Source organism: Microbispora sp. H10830, assembly GCF_014161375.1.
Lineage (GTDB): Bacteria > Actinomycetota > Actinomycetes > Streptosporangiales > Streptosporangiaceae > Microbispora > Microbispora catharanthi.
In genome coordinates this window covers 289,025-306,115 of sequence record NZ_JABBWX010000006.1, presented here as the reverse complement: position 1 = coordinate 306,115, position 17,091 = coordinate 289,025, and the positions used below count along the sequence as shown (strand labels likewise).

Genomic DNA, 17,091 nt, shown 5'->3' with positions numbered 1-17,091 from the left:
GACTACCGGGCGGTGCCGTGCCAGCTGTCCCACAGCGCGGCGTAGGCACCGCCCGCCGCCACCAGGTCGTCGTGGGAGCCCAGCTCGCTGATCCGGCCGTCCTCCACCACGGCCACCCGGTCGGCGTCGTGCGCCGTGTACAGCCGGTGCGCGATGGCGATCACCGTACGACCCTCAAGCACGGCCGCGAGCGACCGCTCCAGGTGGCGGGCTGCCCGCGGGTCGATCAGCGACGTGGCCTCGTCCAGGACGAGCGTGTGCGGGTCGGCCAGCACCAGCCGGGCGAGCGCGAGCTGCTGCGCCTGGGCCGGGGAGATCGCCGTGCCGCCCGAGCCCACCGCGGTGTTCAACTCCTCGCCGGATCCATCGCCCAGGGCCGCCACCCACTCCCAGGCGTCCACGGCCTCCAGCGCGCGGCGCACCTCGGCGTCCGAGGCGTCGGGCCTGGCGATCAGGAGGTTGTCGCGCAGCGTCCCCCGGAACACGTGGTGCTCCTGGGTGACCAGGGCGACGTGCCCGCGCAGCTCGTCGAGCGGCAGCTCGACCAGCGGCACCCCGCCGACCGTGACCGACCCGCTCCCCGGCGCGTGCACCCCGGCGATGAGACGGCCCAGCGTCGACTTGCCCGCCCCTGAAGGCCCGACCATGGCCAGGCGCTCCCCCGGGCGTACGTCGAGGTCGATGCCGTGCAGCACGTCGTGGCCCTCGCGGTAGGCGTACCGCACGCCGCCGACCTTCAGCTCCTCCCCCACCGGCCGGGCGTCGCCCGCGACCCGGTCGTCGGGCACGTTGGCCACGCCCAGCAGCCGGGCCATCGAGGCCCCGCCGACCTGGAGCTCGTCCACCCACGAAAGCAGCCGGTCGAGCGGGTCGATGAGCTGCTGCACGTAGAGCGTGGCGGTCGTCACCTGGGCCACCGTCACCCAGCCCTCGATGGAGAGCAGCCCGCCGATGAGCAGGGTCGCCACGACCGGGACCACGTAGCCGAACTCGACGGCCGGGAACCACACCATGCGCAGGCCAAGGGTGTACCGCTCGGCGGCGAACGACCGGGCGATGTCCCGGTCCGTACGGTCCCGGCGGCGGCCCTCCAGCCCCAGCGCCTCGATCGTGCGGGCACCCTCGACGGTCTCGGCCAGGCCCTCGGTCATGTCGGCGTACGCCGCGTTCTCCCGCAGGTAGCCGTCCCTTGCGCGGTTGAGATACCACCGGGTGGCGCCCCACAGCAGCGGCACGGCGACCAGCGACGGCACCGCCATCACCGGCCCGACGAGGATCACCGCGCCGACCACGAAGGCGCCGGTCACGACCGCGATCAGCGTCTCGGGCACGGCGTGCCGCACGCTCCGGGACAGCGCGTCCACGTCTCTGGACGTACGGGTGATGAGGTCGCCGGAACCGGCCCGCTCGACCGTGGAGAGCGGCAGCGCGAGCACCCGGCCGACGAAGTCCTCCCTCAGCTCGGCCAGCACCTTCTCGCCCAGCCGCGACGACGCGTACACCGCGAACCTGATCAGCACGGCCTGCGCGGCCACGAAGGCGGCGATGGTCAGGGCGACGGCGTCCACGCGCAGGTCGGTCCGGCCCTTGGCCAGGCCCTCCACCAGGTCGCCGAGCATGCGGGGCGCGACAAGCCCGGTGACCGCCGCCAGCGCGTGCAGGGCCAGCGCGAGGCCCAGCTCGCGGGGATACTTCAGCGTCAGCCGCCGTGCGTAGGCGCGCACCTGCGCCCTGTCGGCGACCGGCAGGATCTCGCGGGCCATGCTCAGTCTTCCCCTCGCGTCAACTCGCGTGTGACGGTGGCCCGGTAGGCGGGCTCGGTCTCCAGCAGCGCCCGGTGGCTGCCCTCGGCCCGTACGACGCCGCCCTCGACGTACAGCACGTGGTCGGCCCGGTCGAGCACGAGCGGGCTGGTCGTGCAGACCAGCGTCGCGCGGCCCGCCCGCGCCTTGCCCAGACGTTCGGCGACGCGCGCCTCCGTGTGCGCGTCGACGGCGCTGGTGGGCTCGACCAGGATCAGGATCTCCGCGTGGGCGAGCAGTGCCCGGGCCAGCCGCAGCCGCTGCTGCTGACCGCCGGAGAACTCGCGGCCCGACTCGGCCACGTGCGCGTCCAGGCCCTCCGGCAGGGCCGCCACGATGTCCTCGGCGCACGAGGCGTACAGCGCCTGGCGGACGTCCTCGTCGGTGGCCGTTCCCCGCACGTCGAGCTCGTCGCGCAGCCGTCCGGTGAACAGCCGCGCGCCGTTGTCGGCCACCAGGATGTGCCGCCTGGCCTCGGCGAGCGGCAGCTCCGCCAGCGGCGTGCCGCCGACCGTGACGTCGCCGGGGGCGAACCTGCCCAGGCGGTCGGCGATGGCGATGGCGTCCTCCGGCGCGGCCGCCGCGAGCGCCGTGAGCCGGCCGGGCCGGACCTCGACGCCCGACTCGCCGTCGCGGAGCATGCCCGGCAGCGCGTCCGGTCCCGCGGAGAAGCGGCCGTCGCCGCCGGTGATCTCGGGCTCCAGCGACAGGATGCGGCAGACGCGGCGCGCCGCCACATGTCCCTTGGTCAGCTTGTCGGCGGCCTCGGTCAGCGTACGCAGAGGCGCGATCAGGAAGACCGCGTAGCCGTAGAACGCGACGAGCTGACCGGGCGTGATGCGGCCGTCGAGCGCGAAGCGCGCGCCGAGCCAGGTCACGCACGCGATCAGCACGCCGGGCAACAGGATCTGGGCGCCCTCCAGCAGGGACTCCACCGAGGCCACCCGCACGCCCGCCTGCCGTACACGCTGCGATTCCTCGCGGTAGCGCGCGGCGAAGACCTGTTCGCCGCCGACGCCGCGCAGCACCCGCAGGCCGGCAACGATGTCGGCGGCCCGGGTGGCCAGGTCGCCCTGCAGGTCGCGCTGCTCGTGCTGGCGCCGGTGCAGCGGCTTGAGCAGAGGACCCACCGCGGCCGCCATCAGCGGCACTCCGACCAGCACGACCAGGCCCAGCGGAACCGAGGTGGCGAGGAGGATCACGGTCACCGCGACGATGGCGACGGCCGCGCCGGTGCCGCGCAGGAGGATGTCCATGGCGTTGCCGATGTGCGCGATGTCGGAGTTGCCCACGCTGACGACCTCGCCCGTCGACAGGCGTTTCGGCAGCGTGGCCCCGAGCCTGGCCGCCTGCCGTACGGTCACCTGCACGGTGCGGTAGGCCGCCGACAGCCAGGCGAAGACGGCGAAGCGGTGACGCGTGACACCGGCGACCGCCTGGACCACGCCGAGGCCGAGCACCACCGCCGACCACCTGAGCAGCGTGCCCGCGTCCCGCGCGGCCATCGCGTCGATCGCCTTGCCCAGGGCCGCCGGCACGAGCGCCTGCCCCAGCCACCACAGCACCGCCAGGCCGGCTCCGGTCAGCATCGGGGCGGCCTGGCCGCGCGCCACCCACCACAGGTAACGCAGCGGCCCGCGAGCGTCGGGACTGCCGGGATCGGCCACAGGAAGAGAGCGCATGGTCGTTCCAGACTCGCAAAAACGCAGGTCGAGGGGCAAACCGTTTTACCCGACGTCAACCTTGGTTGACATATGGAGCCTGTCAACCTATGTTGACGATATGAGCGATACGGCACAGCTGGCGAGCGACGCCGGCAGCCGCGATCCGGCCGTCGGCCTGCGGGCCGTACGGGCCCTGCGGCTCCTGGTGGAACGGCTCGAAGCGCTGCAGGTGGAGAACGCACGCACCGCGGGATGGTCGTGGCAGGACATCGCGCTCCTGCTCGGGGTGTCCCGGCAGGCGGTGCACAAGAAGTACGCGGGCGGACGAGGACTGCTGAGACGGGAGAAGTAGATGCTGGAAAGGTTCACCGACGACGCGCGGCAGGTCGTCATACACGCCAACGAGCAGGCCAGGGAACTCCGGCACGGGCAGGTGGGCACCGAGCACATCCTGCTCGGCCTGCTGAGCCGCCCGGAGACGCTGTCCGCCCGGCTCCTCACCGCCCGCGGGGTCACCCATGAGCGGGTGCGGGCCGAGGTCGTCCGGATCCTCGGCGACGCCACCGGCGGGGACCTCGACGCCGAGGCCCTGGAGACGATCGGCATCGACCTGTCGGCCGTCCGGGAGAGGATCGAGGAGGCCTTCGGCGTCGGGGCCCTCGACCGGGAGCCGCGCCGCGGCCGCCGGGGGGTGCTCCTCAGCGGGCGCCGGGCCCCGTTCGGCCCCCGGGCCAAGAAGACGCTCGAGCTCGCGCTGCGCGAGGCCATCGCGCTCAAGAGCAGGGACATCCGCGACGGGCACATCCTCCTCGGCGTCATCCGGGAGGGCGAGGGCCTGGGTGTCCGCATCCTGACCGACGCCGGGGTCGACCTGTCCGAGCTCCGGGCGGAGGTCAGGAGCGTCCTCTGACGAGCCGGTGTCAGTCGTCCAGGGCCGCCAGGGCGTCCGCGAGGGTCTCGTAGATGGGGAACGCCGCGTGCAGCCCGGTCACCGTGAGGATCCTCCGGAAGACGCCCCGAACGCCGGCGAGCGTCATGAACCCGCCCGCCTCCACGGCGCGGTCGTGCGTCTCCAGAAGAAGCCGCAGGCCCATGGAGTCGCAGAAGGTCAGCTCGGAGGTGTCCACGACCAGCCGGGTGCCGCCCTCCTCCGACAACTTGCCGAACAGGGTGCGCAGCCGCTCGCCGGAGATCACGTCCAGCTCGCCGTTCAGGGTGACGAGAGTGTGCGTCGCCTCATGGCTCACCGTGACGCCAAGTCTCGTCGTCATCGCCTGTCCTCGTCCCGAAAGATCTTCCTGGTCAAAGATCTACAGAGAAGTTACACCTCTACTTACCCCGCCAGGCAGAGGGAGGCAAGGAGGACGGGACGGCGGCGGCCGATAGTGATCAGCGGTCGCCGGCGATCTCGTACAACCCGCCGGGATCGGAGTCAGAGTCGGGCTCGCCGCCGGACCGGGGGTGGCGCGGGCCGGCGTCCGCCGCGTGGCCGAGCGCCTCGGCGACCGTCGGGTGCTGTTCGAACACGTTGCGCAGGCCGGTGATCGTCAGCACCCGGCGCAGCACGCCCTGCACGCCGCTCAGGATCAACCGGACGTTCAGGGCCTGGCCGCGCTGCAACGCGGAGATCAGCTCGCTCAGCCCGCGCGAGTCGCAGAACTCCAGCTCGGCGACGTCGATCACGAGGACGGACGCCCCTGACGACTCCCAGACCCGGTGCAACTCGTCGTGAAGCAGGTGGACGGTGCCGGCGTCGAGATCGCCTTCCACACGCACGACGACGGCCGCGCCCTGGACTGCGGACGCGACCTTCAAGGTGGAACGTGGACCGGTCACGGGCATGCTCACTCCCTCGCCTGCGGGGACACGGCAGGCGCGTTACGCCAACACAAATCACACGTTACCCGGGAGGAGAGGTGATTATGTTCCGGCAGCGACGACACGGCCGGCGCGCGGTGTGGATCCGTGTGGATCGGAGTGGATCGGAGTGGATCCGGGCGCCGGCCGTGCGTTCACTCGGGTGTTACTTGGAGGCGGCCTTGAGGTAGTCGGCGTTCATCTGAGCGATCGTGTCGAACGGGATGCCCTTGGGGCACACCGCCGTGCACTCGCCGGTGTTGGTGCAGCCGCCGAAGCCCTCGGCGTCCATCTGCTCGACCATCGCCCTGGCACGCGACTCGCGCTCCGGCTGACCCTGCGGCAGCAGGCTCAGGTGCGTGATCTTCGCCGCGGTGAACAGCGAGGCCGAGCCGTTCGGGCAGGCCGCGACACAGGCGCCGCAGCCGATGCAGGTCGCGGCGTCGAAGGCGGCGTCGGCGTCGGCCTTCGGCACCGGGACGGAGTGCGCCTCCGGAGCGGACCCGGCGGGGACGGAGATGAAGCCGCCCGCCTGGATGATCCGGTCGAACGCCGACCTGTCCACGACGAGGTCCTTGACCACCGGGAACGCCGCGGCCCGCCACGGCTCGATCGTGATGACGTCGCCGTCCTTGAAGTGCCGCATGTGCAGCTGGCAGGTCGTGGTGAGCTTCTGCTCGCCGTGCGCGACGCCGTTGATGACCATGCCGCACATGCCGCAGATGCCCTCGCGGCAGTCGTGGTCGAAGGCGACCGGGTCGTCGCCCTCCAGGATCAGCCGCTCGTTGAGGACGTCGAGCATTTCCAGGAACGACATGTCCGGAGAGACGTCTTCGACCCGGTAGGTCACCATCCGTCCCTTGTCCGACGAGCCGCTCTGCCGCCAGATCTTGAGGGTCAGGTTCACTTGTAGCTCCGCTGGGTCATCTTGACGTACTCGTAGTTCAGCTCTTCCTTGTGCAGGACCGGACCCTCCGGAGTCCACTCCCACGCGGCGACGTAGGCGAAGTTCTCGTCGTCCCGCAGCGCCTCACCGTCCGCGTCCTGCGACTCGGCCCGGAAGTGACCGCCGCACGACTCCGTACGGTGCAGGGCGTCGATGCACATCAGCTCGGCGAGCTCGAAGAAGTCGGCCACCCGGCCGGCGCGTTCGAGCGCCTGGTTGAGCCCCTCGGCGTCGCCCGGCACCTTGACGTTGTTCCAGAACTCCTCGCGCAGCTCGGGGATGCGCTCCAGCGCCTTGCGCAGCGACTCCTCGGTGCGCTCCATGCCGCAGTAGTCCCACATGATCCGGCCGAGCTCCCGGTGGTAGGAGTCGGCGGTGCGGTTGCCGTTCACGGACAGGAGCTTGTCGATCTTGTCCTGGACGGCCTTCCTGGCCTCCGCGACGTCGCCCTCCTCGACCGGCCCGAACGCGCCGGCCCCGGCGAGGTAGTCGCCGATCGTCGTGGGCAGCACGAAGTAGCCGTCCGCGAGGCCCTGCATGAGGGCGGAGGCGCCCAGGCGGTTCGCGCCGTGGTCGGAGAAGTTGGCCTCGCCGACCACGAACAGCCCGGGGATGGTCGACTGCAGGTCGTAGTCCACCCACAGCCCGCCCATCGTGTAGTGGACGGCCGGGTAGATGCGCATCGGCACCTCGTACGGGTTCTCGCCGGTGATGCGCTCGTACATCTCGAAGAGGTTGCCGTACTTCTTCTCGACGGCCTCCCGGCCCATCCGCCTGATGGCGTCGGCGAAGTCGAGGTAGACGCCGAGCCCGCCGGGACCGACGCCGCGGCCCTCGTCGCAGACGTTCTTGGCGGCGCGGCTGGCGATGTCACGCGGCACGAGGTTGCCGAACGCCGGGTAGATGCGCTCCAGGTAGTAGTCGCGCTCGTCCTCGGGGATGTCGCCGGGAGCCCGGTTGTCGCCCTTGAGCTTCGGCACCCACACCCGGCCGTCGTTGCGCAGCGACTCCGACATCAGCGTCAGCTTCGACTGGTGGTCGCCGCTCTGCGGGATGCAGGTCGGGTGGATCTGCGTGTAGCAGGGGTTGCCGAAGTAGGCGCCCTTCTTGTGCGCCCGCCAGATCGCCGTGGTGTTGCAGCCCTTGGCGTTGGTGGACAGGTAGAACACGTTGCCGTAGCCGCCGCTGGCGAGCACGACCGCGTCGGCGAGGTGGGTCTCGATCTCTCCGGTGACCATGTCGCGGACCACGACGCCCCGGGCCCGGCCGCCGCTGACGATGAGCTCCAGCATCTCGTGGCGGGTGTGGACCTCCACGTTCCCCGCCGCGACCTGCCGCTCCAGGGCCTGGTAGGCGCCGAGCAGGAGCTGCTGGCCCGTCTGGCCGCGGGCGTAGAAGGTGCGCGACACCTGGGTGCCGCCGAACGACCGGGTGTCGAGCAGGCCGCCGTACTCGCGGGCGAACGGCACGCCCTGCGCCACGGCCTGGTCGATGATGTTCACGCTGACCTGGGCGAGGCGGTAGACGTTCGATTCGCGGGCGCGGTAGTCGCCGCCCTTCACCGTGTCGTAGAACAGCCGGTAGACGCTGTCGCCGTCGCCGCGGTAGTTCTTGGCGGCGTTGATGCCGCCCTGCGCGGCGATGGAGTGGGCCCGCCGGGGCGAGTCCTGGTAGCAGAACGACTTGACCTTGTATCCCAGCTCGCCGAGCGTGGCCGCGGCGGAGCCGCCGGCCAGGCCGGTGCCGACGACGATGACGGTCAGCTTGCGCTTGTTGACCGGGTTGACCAGCTTGGCCTGGAAACGGCGCTTGTCCCAGCGGTCCTCGATCGGGCCCGCCGGCGCCTTGGTGTCCTGGATGGGCTCACCCACCTGGTAATGCCCGACGATGGCCGGTTCTGCGCCCCGGCTCTTCTGCTGGGCGTTCCCCTGCTGGTTCTCCTGCTGGTTCTCTTGCTGGGCGCGGCGGCGGAACTTCACTTGACCACTCCGATCAGAATGCAGACGGGCGCGGCTACGAACCCGAACACCAGCACCGCGGAGACCGCGACGGCGACCGTCTGCAGCGTGCTGCGGACGCGGGGGCGGCGGGTCAGGCCGAGCGACTGGAACGCGCTCCACAGGCCGTGGCGCAGGTGCAGGCCGACCATCACCATGGCGACGAGGTAGAACAGCGCCACCCACCAGCGGTCGGGCTGGAAGCCGGCGATCATCCGGTCGTACGGCGTGGCGTCGCCGCCCTTGGGGTTCACGGTGCCGAAGGTCATGTCCAGCAGGTGCCAGATCACGAACAGCACGATGATCACGCCGCCATACCGCATGGTGTGCGTGGCATACCCGTTGGCCTGCGACTTCCGCTTGGCCGCGTACTTCACCGGCCGCGCCTTGGCCGCCCGGCGGGCGAGCGACACCGCCGCCCACATGTGCAGCACCACGCAGACCACGAGCACGATCTCGGTGATCGTCAACAGGGTCCGGTTCGGCAGCGCGGGCGAGCCCACGGTGCGCAACCAGTCGGCATAGTGGTTGAAGGAGTCGGCGCCCAAGAAGATCTTGAGGTTGCCCAGCATGTGGCCGATCAGGAAGAGCACGAGAACCGCGCCCGTGACGGCCATGACGGCCTTCCTGCCGACTGAGGTGCCGAGCAGGCCGCGACGGGCGGGCGTACGCGGCGCGGGCCCGGCGGGCTTACGAGGTGCGTCATGCGTGGGAACCGGAGCGGTCGCCGAGCCGCGATCCACGGAAGCGGAGTCCACAGAGTGGTCAACAGTGGCAGTCACGAATGCACACGCTAGGTTCGTGCTGTTCAGACGTCCAAGTCATGACAGGTCTGGTTTCGATAGCCCCCGGCTATGCACTCTGTCCCGCACGGTTTCCAAGAGTCGAAGGTCCCGAGGGTGTGCGACGAATTTCACATCGCGTCCACACCACGGGGGCGCATCGAGCCGGCTTCGGCGATAGCCCTAGGCTATTGAATGTGCAGCTCCAGCAACTGGCCTACTTCATGGCCGTGGCCGAGACGCGGCACTTCACCCAGGCCGCGGAGCGGATGCGGGTCGCCCAGCCGTCGCTGAGCAAGCAGATCAAGAGTCTCGAGACCGAGCTGGGGGCGCCCCTGTTCAGCCGGGCCCGGGGCAACGTCACGCTCACCGCGGCGGGTGAGGCGCTGCTCCCGCTCGCGCGCCGCATGCTCGCCGACGCGGAGACCGCCCGGCGCGAGGTCGCCGAGCTTGCCGGGCTGCGGCGGGGGCGGGTGCGCCTCGGCGCGACCCCCTCGCTGTGCGCCGGGCTGCTGGCCGACGCGCTGGCCCGCTTCCACCGCGACTACCCCGGCGTGGAGTTGAAGGTCGAGGAGGGCGGGTCCCGCGACCTCGTCCGCGACCTCGCCCGGGGCCAGCTCGACCTGGCGCTGATCATCCTGCCGCTGCAGAGCAGCGACCCGTCCCTGGTGACCCGGGAGATCCTGAGCGAGAACCTCGTCGTGGCCTCCGCGTCGGCCCCGGGGCGCAGGTCGTACATGCGGATCGAGGACCTGCGCGGACGGCCCATGGTCATGTTCCGCAGGGGCTACGACGTGCGCGAGGCGACCCTCGCCGCCTGCCGGCAGGCGGGGTTCGAGCCGCGCTTCGCGGTGGAGGGCGGAGAGATGGACGCGGTGCTGCGGTTCGTCGAGGCGGGGCTGGGCATCGCGGTGGTGCCCTCGATGGTGCTGGAGAACCGGCCGAGGCTGACGGGCACGCCGTTGCTGCCCGGGCTGCGCCGTACGGTCGCCCTCGCCCACCGCAAGGACGTGGAGCCGACTCGGGCGGCGCAGGCCTTCCGTGGGACGCTGTTGTCGTTCCTCGGCGAGGCCGCGCGTGATGGGACCCTTCCTCAGGGAATAGAGGCGCTCGTTGACGTGTGACCCCTAACCGAGCGATTCCCAGACGATAGGTTTGTGCACACGATGCTGCACGACGATGATGCCGACGCTGACGAGAGGCGTTCGTGACCCCGGTCTCCCCTGATCTGCCCGATCCGCTCACCCTCCTGCTGATCGAGGACGACGCCGGTGACGCGTTTCTCGTCGAGGAGTTGCTGGCGGGCGCCGAGAGGCCGCCGAAGATCACCTGGTCGCGGACCCTCGCCGAGGGACGCGCGCGGCTCACCGACGACGTGCAGTGCGTGCTCGTCGACCTCTCCCTTCCCGACGCGTCCGGGCTCGAGGCGCTGCAGCAGGTTCTCGCCATGGCTCCGGACACGGCGGTGCTCGTCCTGACCGGGCTGGGCGACGCGCACGTCGGCATCGAGGCGGTCGCCGCCGGAGCGCAGGACTTCCTGGTCAAGCAGGACGTCGACGCCCGGCTGCTGATCCGCGCCATCCGCTACGCCATCGAGCGCAAGCGCGCCGACCTCGCCATGCGCGAACTCCTGCAGGAACGCATCGTCAGCAAGGAGAACTCCCGGCTCGAACGCGGCCTGCTGCCCGTCCCCCTGCTCGACCCCATGCTCCTCCACCACCAGGCCCGCTACCTTCCCGGACGTACGGGCGGGCTGCTCGCCGGCGACTTCTGGGACACCGTGCAGACGCCCGACGGGGCGGTGCACGTGCTGATCGGCGACGTGTGCGGGCACGGGCCCGACGAGGCCGCCCTCGGCACGGCGCTGCGCATCGCCTGGCGCACGCTGGTGCTGGCCGGGCAGAGCGGCAACGACGTGCTGCGCACGCTCGACACGCTGCTGCGGCACGAGCGCAAGTCGCCGGAGATCTTCACCACGATGTGCACCGCGACCATCGCCCCCGACCTGACAACCGCCCGCCTGCACGTGATCGGTCACCCGCCGCCGCTGATGCTGCGGGACGGCGTGCTCGGCGTGGTCACCGAGACGCCGTCAGGCCCGCCGCTCGGGATCTTCCCGGACATCGTGTGGACGCCCATCGACGTCACCCTCGGCGATCGGTGGTCGCTGCTGCTCTACACCGACGGGCTGATCGAGGCCACGGTCGGCGAGAACCGCGACCTGCTCGGCACCGACGGGCTCGCGAACCTGATCCGCGCCCAGGCCGGGATCGACCTCGACCGCATCATCGCCAGTCTCGACGGCGCCATGCACGACGACGTCGCGGCCGTCCTCGTCGCCCGCGGCCATGAGAAGCAGGACGTACGGGAGGGCGGGGCGTGAGCGCGCCGGAACCCCCAGTGGAGGCGCAGGTGCATGTGACGGCACCGGCGCCGCTGCCTCCGCTGACGCCGTCCGCGCGGGGCGCGCGCCTGCCGGTCAGCCGGTGGTTCGTGCTCGCCGGAGCGGGCGTCCTGCTCATCTTCGTGATCGCGGTCAGCGCGATCCTGCTCGCGCTCTCCACGACGCACGAGGCCCGGCAGACCCTCGTCGACGCGGTCGACCCCGCCGCCCTGCAGACGCTGCGCGTCGCCCGGGCGGTGCAGGCGCAGGAGGGCGCGATCCGCGGGTACGGGCTCACCGGCGAGCAGCAGTACCTCGACTCCTACCGCCAGGGGGTCGCCGAGGAGCGGTCGGCGGCCGACGAGATCGCCAGGCTCGTCCCCCGGTTGCCCCAGGGGTACGGCGTCCGCCGCCAGATCCGCGAGATCACCGACGCCACGACCGCCTGGCGGCGCGACTACGCCGAGCCCGTGGTCGCGCGGACCCTCAAGAGCGGCCCGGGCCCGCTCACCGACCTGGCCAAGAGCAACCTCCAGCGCTTCTCTGCGGTCAGGAGCGCGCTCGACACGCAACAGGCACTGCTGGGGCGGCTGCACGACGTCGCCAGAGATCGGCTCTACTCCGGCTGGAACACCATCTATGGGGCGGTCGCGGCACTGGCCGGCGCGATGGTGCTGGCGATCGTGTTCTGCGCGCTGATCGTGCGCCGCGCGGTAGTGGGCCCGATCGCGCGGCTGACCCGGCAGGTCCGGGCGGTGGCGGCGGGCGACTTCGACCACGAGCTCGGGGTCGAGCGGCCGGCCGAGCTGTGGGAGCTGTCGGGCCACATCGACGGCATGCGCCACCGGATCATGACCGAGTGGCGGTCGTCCGTCGAGGCCCGCCAGCAGCTCGCCGAGCAGGCCGAGGAGCTCAAGCGCTCCAATCGCGAGCTGGAGCAGTTCGCCTACGTGGCCAGCCACGACCTGCAGGAGCCGCTGCGCAAGGTGGCGAGCTTCACCCAGATGCTGGAGCAGCGCTACGCCGACCGGCTCGACGACCGCGCCCGGCAGTACATCGGCTTCGCGGTCGACGGCGCGCGCCGCATGCAGCTGCTCATCAACGACCTGCTCGACTTCTCGCGGGTGGGCCGGGTCGGCGGCGAACCGGAGGAGATGGACACGGGCGACGCGCTGGCCGGCGCCCTGCGCAACCTCGACGCCCGGCTGTCGGAGACCGGCGCGACCGTCACCCACGACGACATGCCCAAGGTCGTCGGCAACCGCACGCTGCTGACCCAGCTCTTCCAGAACCTCGTCAGCAACGCGCTCAAGTTCCGCTCCGAGGAGCCTCCCCGCGTCCACATCGGCGTACGGCGGGACGGCGACATGTGGGAGTTCAGCTGCTCGGACAACGGGATCGGCGTCGAGCCGAAGTACGCCGACCGCATCTTCCTGATCTTCCAGCGCCTGCACCCGAGGGACGTCTATCCCGGGACGGGCATCGGACTGGCCCTGTGCCGCAAAATCGTCGAATATCATGGCGGCCGGATCTGGCTCGACACGAACGAGGACGCCGGAGCCACGTTCCGCTGGACCCTGCCGGCCCTGGGAGACCCCGATGAGTGAGCGCCGATGAATGAGTACCGCCCGATCGAGGTCCTCCTGGTCGAGGACGACCCGGGCGACGTCCTGCTCTGCCAGGAGGCGTTCTCCTACAACAAGGTCGGCAACAACCTCCACGTGGTCAACGACGGCGAGCAGGCGCTGGCCTTCCTGCGCGCCGAGGGGCAGTACGACTCGGCGCCCCGGCCCGACCTGGTGCTGCTCGACCTCAACCTGCCGCGCGTGAACGGGTTCGAGGTGCTGGAGGAGGTCAAGAAGGACCCCTCACTGCGGAGCATTCCGGTTGTGATCCTCACCACATCGGAGGCCGAGCAGGATATCCTGCGGGGATACAACCTGCACGCCAACGCGTACATCACCAAACCCGTGGATTTCGACCAGTTCACCCGGGTAGTACGGCAGATCGACGAATTCTTCGTGACCGTGGTCAAGCTGCCGGGGAAGTGACCGAGATCACAGCGGGGAGGAGTGACCCTCCTCACACTTCGTGATGTGCTCGTCGTAATGTGTGCCCCACCAATAACGCGCACGGCCTGAGCAGTACGGCGCGGTCGCTCCGGCGTGCGCGGAGTCAGTGAGGGTGGAAGGTCTCCGATGACCCAGACAACGGCCGAGAGCGCGGCAAGGAAACAACGCGCACAGATCAGGGTGCGCACGCTTCGAACCGATCGATGGTGGCTGGCTCCGGCGTTCACGTTCGCCGGACTCCTGTTGTTCTTGATTTATGGATTTTGGGCGATCTTCGACAAGAGCTACTTCGTCGACCCGTACATCGCGCCCTTCTCGTCGCCGTGTCTGGCGACATCCTGTCCCGAGGGGGCCCGGTTGTTCGGGCTCGCCCCGTTCGGCGACTGGTACACGTTGCCGCCCGGGATACTGATCCTCGGCCTGCCGGGCGGTTTCCGGCTCACCTGCTACTACTACCGCAAGGCCTACTACCGGTCGTTCTGGTTGTCGCCGCCGGCGTGCGCCGTGGCGGAGCCGCACGGGAAGTACACCGGTGAGACGCGTCTGCCGCTGATCCTGCAGAACATCCACCGCTACTTCTTCTACCTGGCCATCGTCATCGGCCTGATCCTGACGTACGACGCGGTGCTCGCGCTGGTGCACAAGCCCGCCGGGCTGGGCAGCTGGATTCTGCTCGCGAACGCGGCCCTGATTCTCTGCTACACGTTCGGCTGCCACTCGTGCCGTCACATCACCGCCGGGCGCCTGAACCACTTCTCCAGGCACCCGCTGCGCTACAAGGCGTGGACCCTGGTCTCGAAGCTCAACGCCAGGCACCAGCAGTTCGCCTGGGCCTCGCTGTTCTCGGTCATGATCGCCGACCTGTACGTCCGGCTCGTCGCCAAGGGCGTCATCAACTTCCCGTTCGCTTAAGGATTTCAAGTGGAGCGTCACGAATACGACGTCGTCGTCATCGGGGCCGGTGGAGCGGGGCTCCGCGCGGCGATCGAGGCGCGGCAGCAGGGCAAGCGGACGGCGATCGTCTGCAAGTCGTTGTTCGGCAAGGCCCACACGGTCATGGCCGAGGGCGGCGCCGCCGCGGCGATGGGCAACGTCAACCCGAGCGACAACTGGATGGTGCACTTCCGCGACACCATGCGCGGAGGCAAGTTCCTCAACAACTGGCGCATGGCGGAGCTGCACGCCAAGGAGGCCCCGGACCGCGTCTGGGAGCTGGAGGCCTGGGGCGCGCTGTTCGACCGCACCAAGGACGGCAAGATCAGCCAGCGCAACTTCGGCGGCCACGAGTACCCGCGCCTCGCCCACGTCGGCGACCGCACCGGTCTGGAGCTGATCCGCACCCTCCAGCAGCGCGTCGTCGCCCTGCAGCAGGAGGACGAGAAGCTGCACGGCGACCCCGAGGCGTACATCAAGGTCTTCGCCGAGTGCACGATCACCCGGCTGCTGAAGGACGGGGACGCCATCTCCGGGGCCTTCGGCTACTGGCGTGAGACGGGTGACTTCATCGTCTTCGACGCCCCCGCCGTGGTGCTGGCCACCGGCGGCATCGGCAAGTCCTACGTCGTCACGTCGAACTCCTGGGAGTACACCGGTGACGGTCACGCACTGGCCCTGCTCGCCGGCGCGAAGCTCATCAACATGGAGTTCATCCAGTTCCACCCGACGGGCATGGTCTGGCCCCCGTCGGTGCGCGGCATCCTGGTGACCGAGTCGGTGCGCGGCGACGGCGGCGTCCTGCGCAACTCCGAGGGCCGCCGCTTCATGTTCGACTACATCCCGGACGTGTTCAAGGACAAGTACGCCACGACCGAGGAGGAGGGGGACCGCTGGTACAACGACCAGGCCAACAACCGCCGTCCTCCGGAGCTGCTGCCGCGTGACGAGGTGGCCAGGGCGATCAACGCCGAGGTGAAGGCCGGGCGCGGCTCACCGCAGGGCGGCGTGTTCCTCGACGTGTCCACCCGCCTGCCCGCCGCCGAGATCACCAAGCGGCTGCCGTCGATGCACCACCAGTTCAAGGAGCTGGCGGACGTCGACATCACCAAGGAGCCCATGCAGGTCGGCCCGACCTGCCACTACATCATGGGCGGCGTCGAGGTGGACGCCGACACCGGCGCGGCGTCGGTCCCCGGCCTGTTCGCGGCCGGCGAGGTCTCCGGCGGCATGCACGGCTCCAACCGCCTCGGCGGCAACTCGCTGTCCGACCTGCTGGTGTTCGGCCGCCGGGCCGGCGCGGGAGCCGCGGCGTACGTGGACGGGCTGGCCAAGCGGCCGACCGTGACCGGCGTCGAGGAGGCCAAGGACGAGGCCCTGGCCCCGCTGGAGCGGAGCGGCGGGGAGAACCCGTACGAGGTCCACCACGAGCTGCAGCGCACGATGAACGACCTGGTCGGCATCATCCGCAAGTCCGAGGAGATCAGCGAGGCCCTCCAGGTCGTCGAGAAGCTCAAGGAGCGGGCCAAGAACGCCGCCTCCTCGGGCAGCCGGATCTACAACCCCGGCTGGCACCTCGCGCTCGACCTGCGCAACATGCTGCTGGTCAGCGAGTGCGTGGCGAAGGCCGCGCTCCTGCGGGAGGAGAGCCGCGGCGGCCACACCCGCGACGACTTCCCCGGCATGTCGGCCGAGTGGCGGCGCAAGCTGCTGGTCTGCTCCGCGAAGCCGGACGGCACGTCCATCACGGTCGAGGAGAGGGTCCAGCCGTCCATGCGGGGCGACCTCATCGGTCTGTTCGAGCGCTCCGAGCTGGAGAAGTACCTCACCGAGGAAGAGCTGGCGGAATACGACGCCGCGGTCAAGGAGTCGTGATGGGATACAAGGCGAAGTTCCGCATCTGGCGCGGCGAGGGCGGCGAGGGCCGCCTGGAGGACTTCACCGTCGAGGTGAACGAGGGCGAGGTCGTCCTCGACGTCATCCACCGGCTCCAGGCCACGCAGGCCCCCGACCTCGCGGTTCGCTGGAACTGCAAGGCCGGCAAGTGCGGCTCGTGCTCGATGGAGATCAACGGCAAGCCCCGGCTGGGCTGCATGACCCGGATGTCCACCTTCGAGGAGAGCGAGACCATCACGGTCACGCCGCTGCGGACGTTCCCGGTCATCAAGGACCTGGTGACGGACGTGTCGTTCAACTACCAGAAGGCCCGCGAGATCCCCTCGTTCACGCCGCCCGCCGACGTGAAGCCGGGCGAGTATCGCATGCAGCAGGTCGACGTCGAGCGCTCGCAGGAGTTCCGCAAGTGCATCGAGTGCTTCATGTGCCAGAACGTCTGCCACGTGATCCGCGACCATGAGGAGAACAAGCCGAACTTCGCCGGCCCGCGCTACCTCATGCGGATCGCCGAGCTCGACATGCACCCCTACGACGTGGCGGAGCGCAAGGAGTCGGCGCAGGAGGAGCACGGCCTGGGCTACTGCAACATCACCAAGTGTTGCACCGAGGTCTGCCCCGAGCACATCAAGATCACCGACAACGCGCTGATCCCGATGAAGGAGCGCGTGGTCGACCGGAAGTACGACCCGCTGGTCTGGCTGGGCTCGAAGATTTTCAAGCGCCAGCGCTGAGCCCCTGCGAGAGGCGCCGATCGGTCCG

Annotated in this window: 16 protein-coding genes; 9 read left to right on the top strand and 7 right to left on the bottom strand. The window is 70.2% G+C overall.

The annotated features are described in order from the left end of the window. Positions 1-2 precede the first annotated feature (2 nt). Together HHX35_RS18150 and HHX35_RS18145 are read right to left on the bottom strand one after the other, a co-directional pair. On the bottom strand, positions 3-1,763 hold the full coding sequence (locus HHX35_RS18150; RefSeq protein WP_182899962.1) for an ABC transporter ATP-binding protein: 1,761 nt from the start codon (positions 1,761-1,763) through the stop codon (positions 3-5). Between the two features lie 2 nt (positions 1,764-1,765). After that, the gene (locus tag HHX35_RS18145) at positions 1,766-3,484 is read right to left on the bottom strand and encodes an ABC transporter ATP-binding protein (protein ID WP_182899961.1); all 1,719 of its coding nucleotides are present in this window, start codon (positions 3,482-3,484) and stop codon (positions 1,766-1,768) included. Positions 3,485-3,584: 100 nt separating this feature from the next. Here HHX35_RS18145 and HHX35_RS18140 point away from each other — a divergent pair, with 100 nt between their 5' ends. Further along, positions 3,585-3,818, top strand: coding sequence for an RNA polymerase subunit sigma-70 (locus HHX35_RS18140; RefSeq protein WP_079316659.1), 234 nt, complete (start codon positions 3,585-3,587; stop codon positions 3,816-3,818). Continuing rightward, on the top strand, positions 3,819-4,376 hold the full coding sequence (locus HHX35_RS18135; protein ID WP_182899960.1) for a Clp protease N-terminal domain-containing protein: 558 nt from the start codon (positions 3,819-3,821) through the stop codon (positions 4,374-4,376). 10 nt (positions 4,377-4,386) lie between these two features. On the opposite strand, the gene HHX35_RS18130 is transcribed toward HHX35_RS18135, so the two are convergent. From HHX35_RS18130 to HHX35_RS18110, 5 genes are all read right to left on the bottom strand, one after another. Next, complete coding sequence (locus HHX35_RS18130; protein ID WP_182899959.1) at positions 4,387-4,737, bottom strand: STAS domain-containing protein; 351 nt, start codon at positions 4,735-4,737, stop codon at positions 4,387-4,389. A gap of 118 nt (positions 4,738-4,855) precedes the next feature. After that, a complete protein-coding gene (locus HHX35_RS18125; RefSeq protein ID WP_182899958.1) occupies positions 4,856-5,308 on the bottom strand; it encodes an STAS domain-containing protein in 453 nt (150 codons plus the stop codon). Positions 5,309-5,489: 181 nt separating this feature from the next. Beyond that, positions 5,490-6,230: a succinate dehydrogenase/fumarate reductase iron-sulfur subunit gene (locus HHX35_RS18120; RefSeq protein ID WP_182899957.1), complete on the bottom strand. Its 741-nt coding sequence runs from the start codon at positions 6,228-6,230 to the stop codon at positions 5,490-5,492. Further along, the gene (locus HHX35_RS18115) at positions 6,227-8,158 is read right to left on the bottom strand and encodes a fumarate reductase/succinate dehydrogenase flavoprotein subunit (RefSeq protein ID WP_182900085.1); all 1,932 of its coding nucleotides are present in this window, start codon (positions 8,156-8,158) and stop codon (positions 6,227-6,229) included. The genes HHX35_RS18120 and HHX35_RS18115 overlap by 4 nt, the downstream gene beginning before the upstream one ends. Positions 8,159-8,244: 86 nt before the next feature. Further along, positions 8,245-9,048, bottom strand: coding sequence for a succinate dehydrogenase cytochrome b subunit (locus HHX35_RS18110; protein WP_310739155.1), 804 nt, complete (start codon positions 9,046-9,048; stop codon positions 8,245-8,247). A 197-nt stretch (positions 9,049-9,245) separates the two neighbouring features. Here HHX35_RS18110 and HHX35_RS18105 point away from each other — a divergent pair, with 197 nt between their 5' ends. From HHX35_RS18105 to HHX35_RS18075, 7 genes are all read left to right on the top strand, one after another. Continuing rightward, positions 9,246-10,172: a LysR family transcriptional regulator gene (locus HHX35_RS18105; RefSeq protein ID WP_182899956.1), complete on the top strand. Its 927-nt coding sequence runs from the start codon at positions 9,246-9,248 to the stop codon at positions 10,170-10,172. An 83-nt stretch (positions 10,173-10,255) separates the two neighbouring features. Beyond that, positions 10,256-11,431 (top strand): PP2C family protein-serine/threonine phosphatase, encoded by a 1,176-nt coding sequence (locus HHX35_RS18100; RefSeq protein WP_182899955.1) that lies wholly within the window; start codon positions 10,256-10,258, stop codon positions 11,429-11,431. Positions 11,432-11,460: 29 nt separating this feature from the next. Next, on the top strand, positions 11,461-13,038 hold the full coding sequence (locus tag HHX35_RS18095; RefSeq protein WP_182899954.1) for an ATP-binding protein: 1,578 nt from the start codon (positions 11,461-11,463) through the stop codon (positions 13,036-13,038). A 6-nt stretch (positions 13,039-13,044) separates the two neighbouring features. Continuing rightward, entirely contained in the window at positions 13,045-13,482 is a 438-nt protein-coding gene (locus HHX35_RS18090; RefSeq protein WP_139577393.1) for a response regulator, read from the top strand. A 147-nt stretch (positions 13,483-13,629) separates the two neighbouring features. Then, entirely contained in the window at positions 13,630-14,415 is a 786-nt protein-coding gene (locus HHX35_RS18085; protein ID WP_139577392.1) for a hypothetical protein, read from the top strand. Positions 14,416-14,424: 9 nt separating this feature from the next. Beyond that, entirely contained in the window at positions 14,425-16,311 is a 1,887-nt protein-coding gene (locus tag HHX35_RS18080; RefSeq protein WP_139577391.1) for a fumarate reductase/succinate dehydrogenase flavoprotein subunit, read from the top strand. Then, the gene (locus HHX35_RS18075) at positions 16,311-17,063 is read left to right on the top strand and encodes a succinate dehydrogenase/fumarate reductase iron-sulfur subunit (RefSeq protein WP_139577390.1); all 753 of its coding nucleotides are present in this window, start codon (positions 16,311-16,313) and stop codon (positions 17,061-17,063) included. The genes HHX35_RS18080 and HHX35_RS18075 overlap by 1 nt, the downstream gene beginning before the upstream one ends. Positions 17,064-17,091: the final 28 nt, after the last annotated feature.

Bases quoted from the DNA above. Each gene is read 5' to 3' on its own strand.
- HHX35_RS18150 (WP_182899962.1), bottom strand. From the start codon at position 1,763: ATGGCCCGCGAGATCCTGCCGGTCGCCGACAGGGCGCAGGTGCGCGCC.
- HHX35_RS18145 (WP_182899961.1), bottom strand. From the start codon at position 3,484: ATGCGCTCTCTTCCTGTGGCCGATCCCGGCAGTCCCGACGCTCGCGGG.
- HHX35_RS18140 (WP_079316659.1), top strand. From the start codon at position 3,585: ATGAGCGATACGGCACAGCTGGCGAGCGACGCCGGCAGCCGCGATCCG.
- HHX35_RS18135 (WP_182899960.1), top strand. From the start codon at position 3,819: ATGCTGGAAAGGTTCACCGACGACGCGCGGCAGGTCGTCATACACGCC.
- HHX35_RS18130 (WP_182899959.1), bottom strand. From the start codon at position 4,737: ATGACGACGAGACTTGGCGTCACGGTGAGCCATGAGGCGACGCACACT.
- HHX35_RS18125 (WP_182899958.1), bottom strand. From the start codon at position 5,308: ATGCCCGTGACCGGTCCACGTTCCACCTTGAAGGTCGCGTCCGCAGTC.
- HHX35_RS18090 (WP_139577393.1), top strand. From the start codon at position 13,045: ATGAATGAGTACCGCCCGATCGAGGTCCTCCTGGTCGAGGACGACCCG.
- HHX35_RS18085 (WP_139577392.1), top strand. From the start codon at position 13,630: ATGACCCAGACAACGGCCGAGAGCGCGGCAAGGAAACAACGCGCACAG.
- HHX35_RS18075 (WP_139577390.1), top strand. From the start codon at position 16,311: ATGGGATACAAGGCGAAGTTCCGCATCTGGCGCGGCGAGGGCGGCGAG.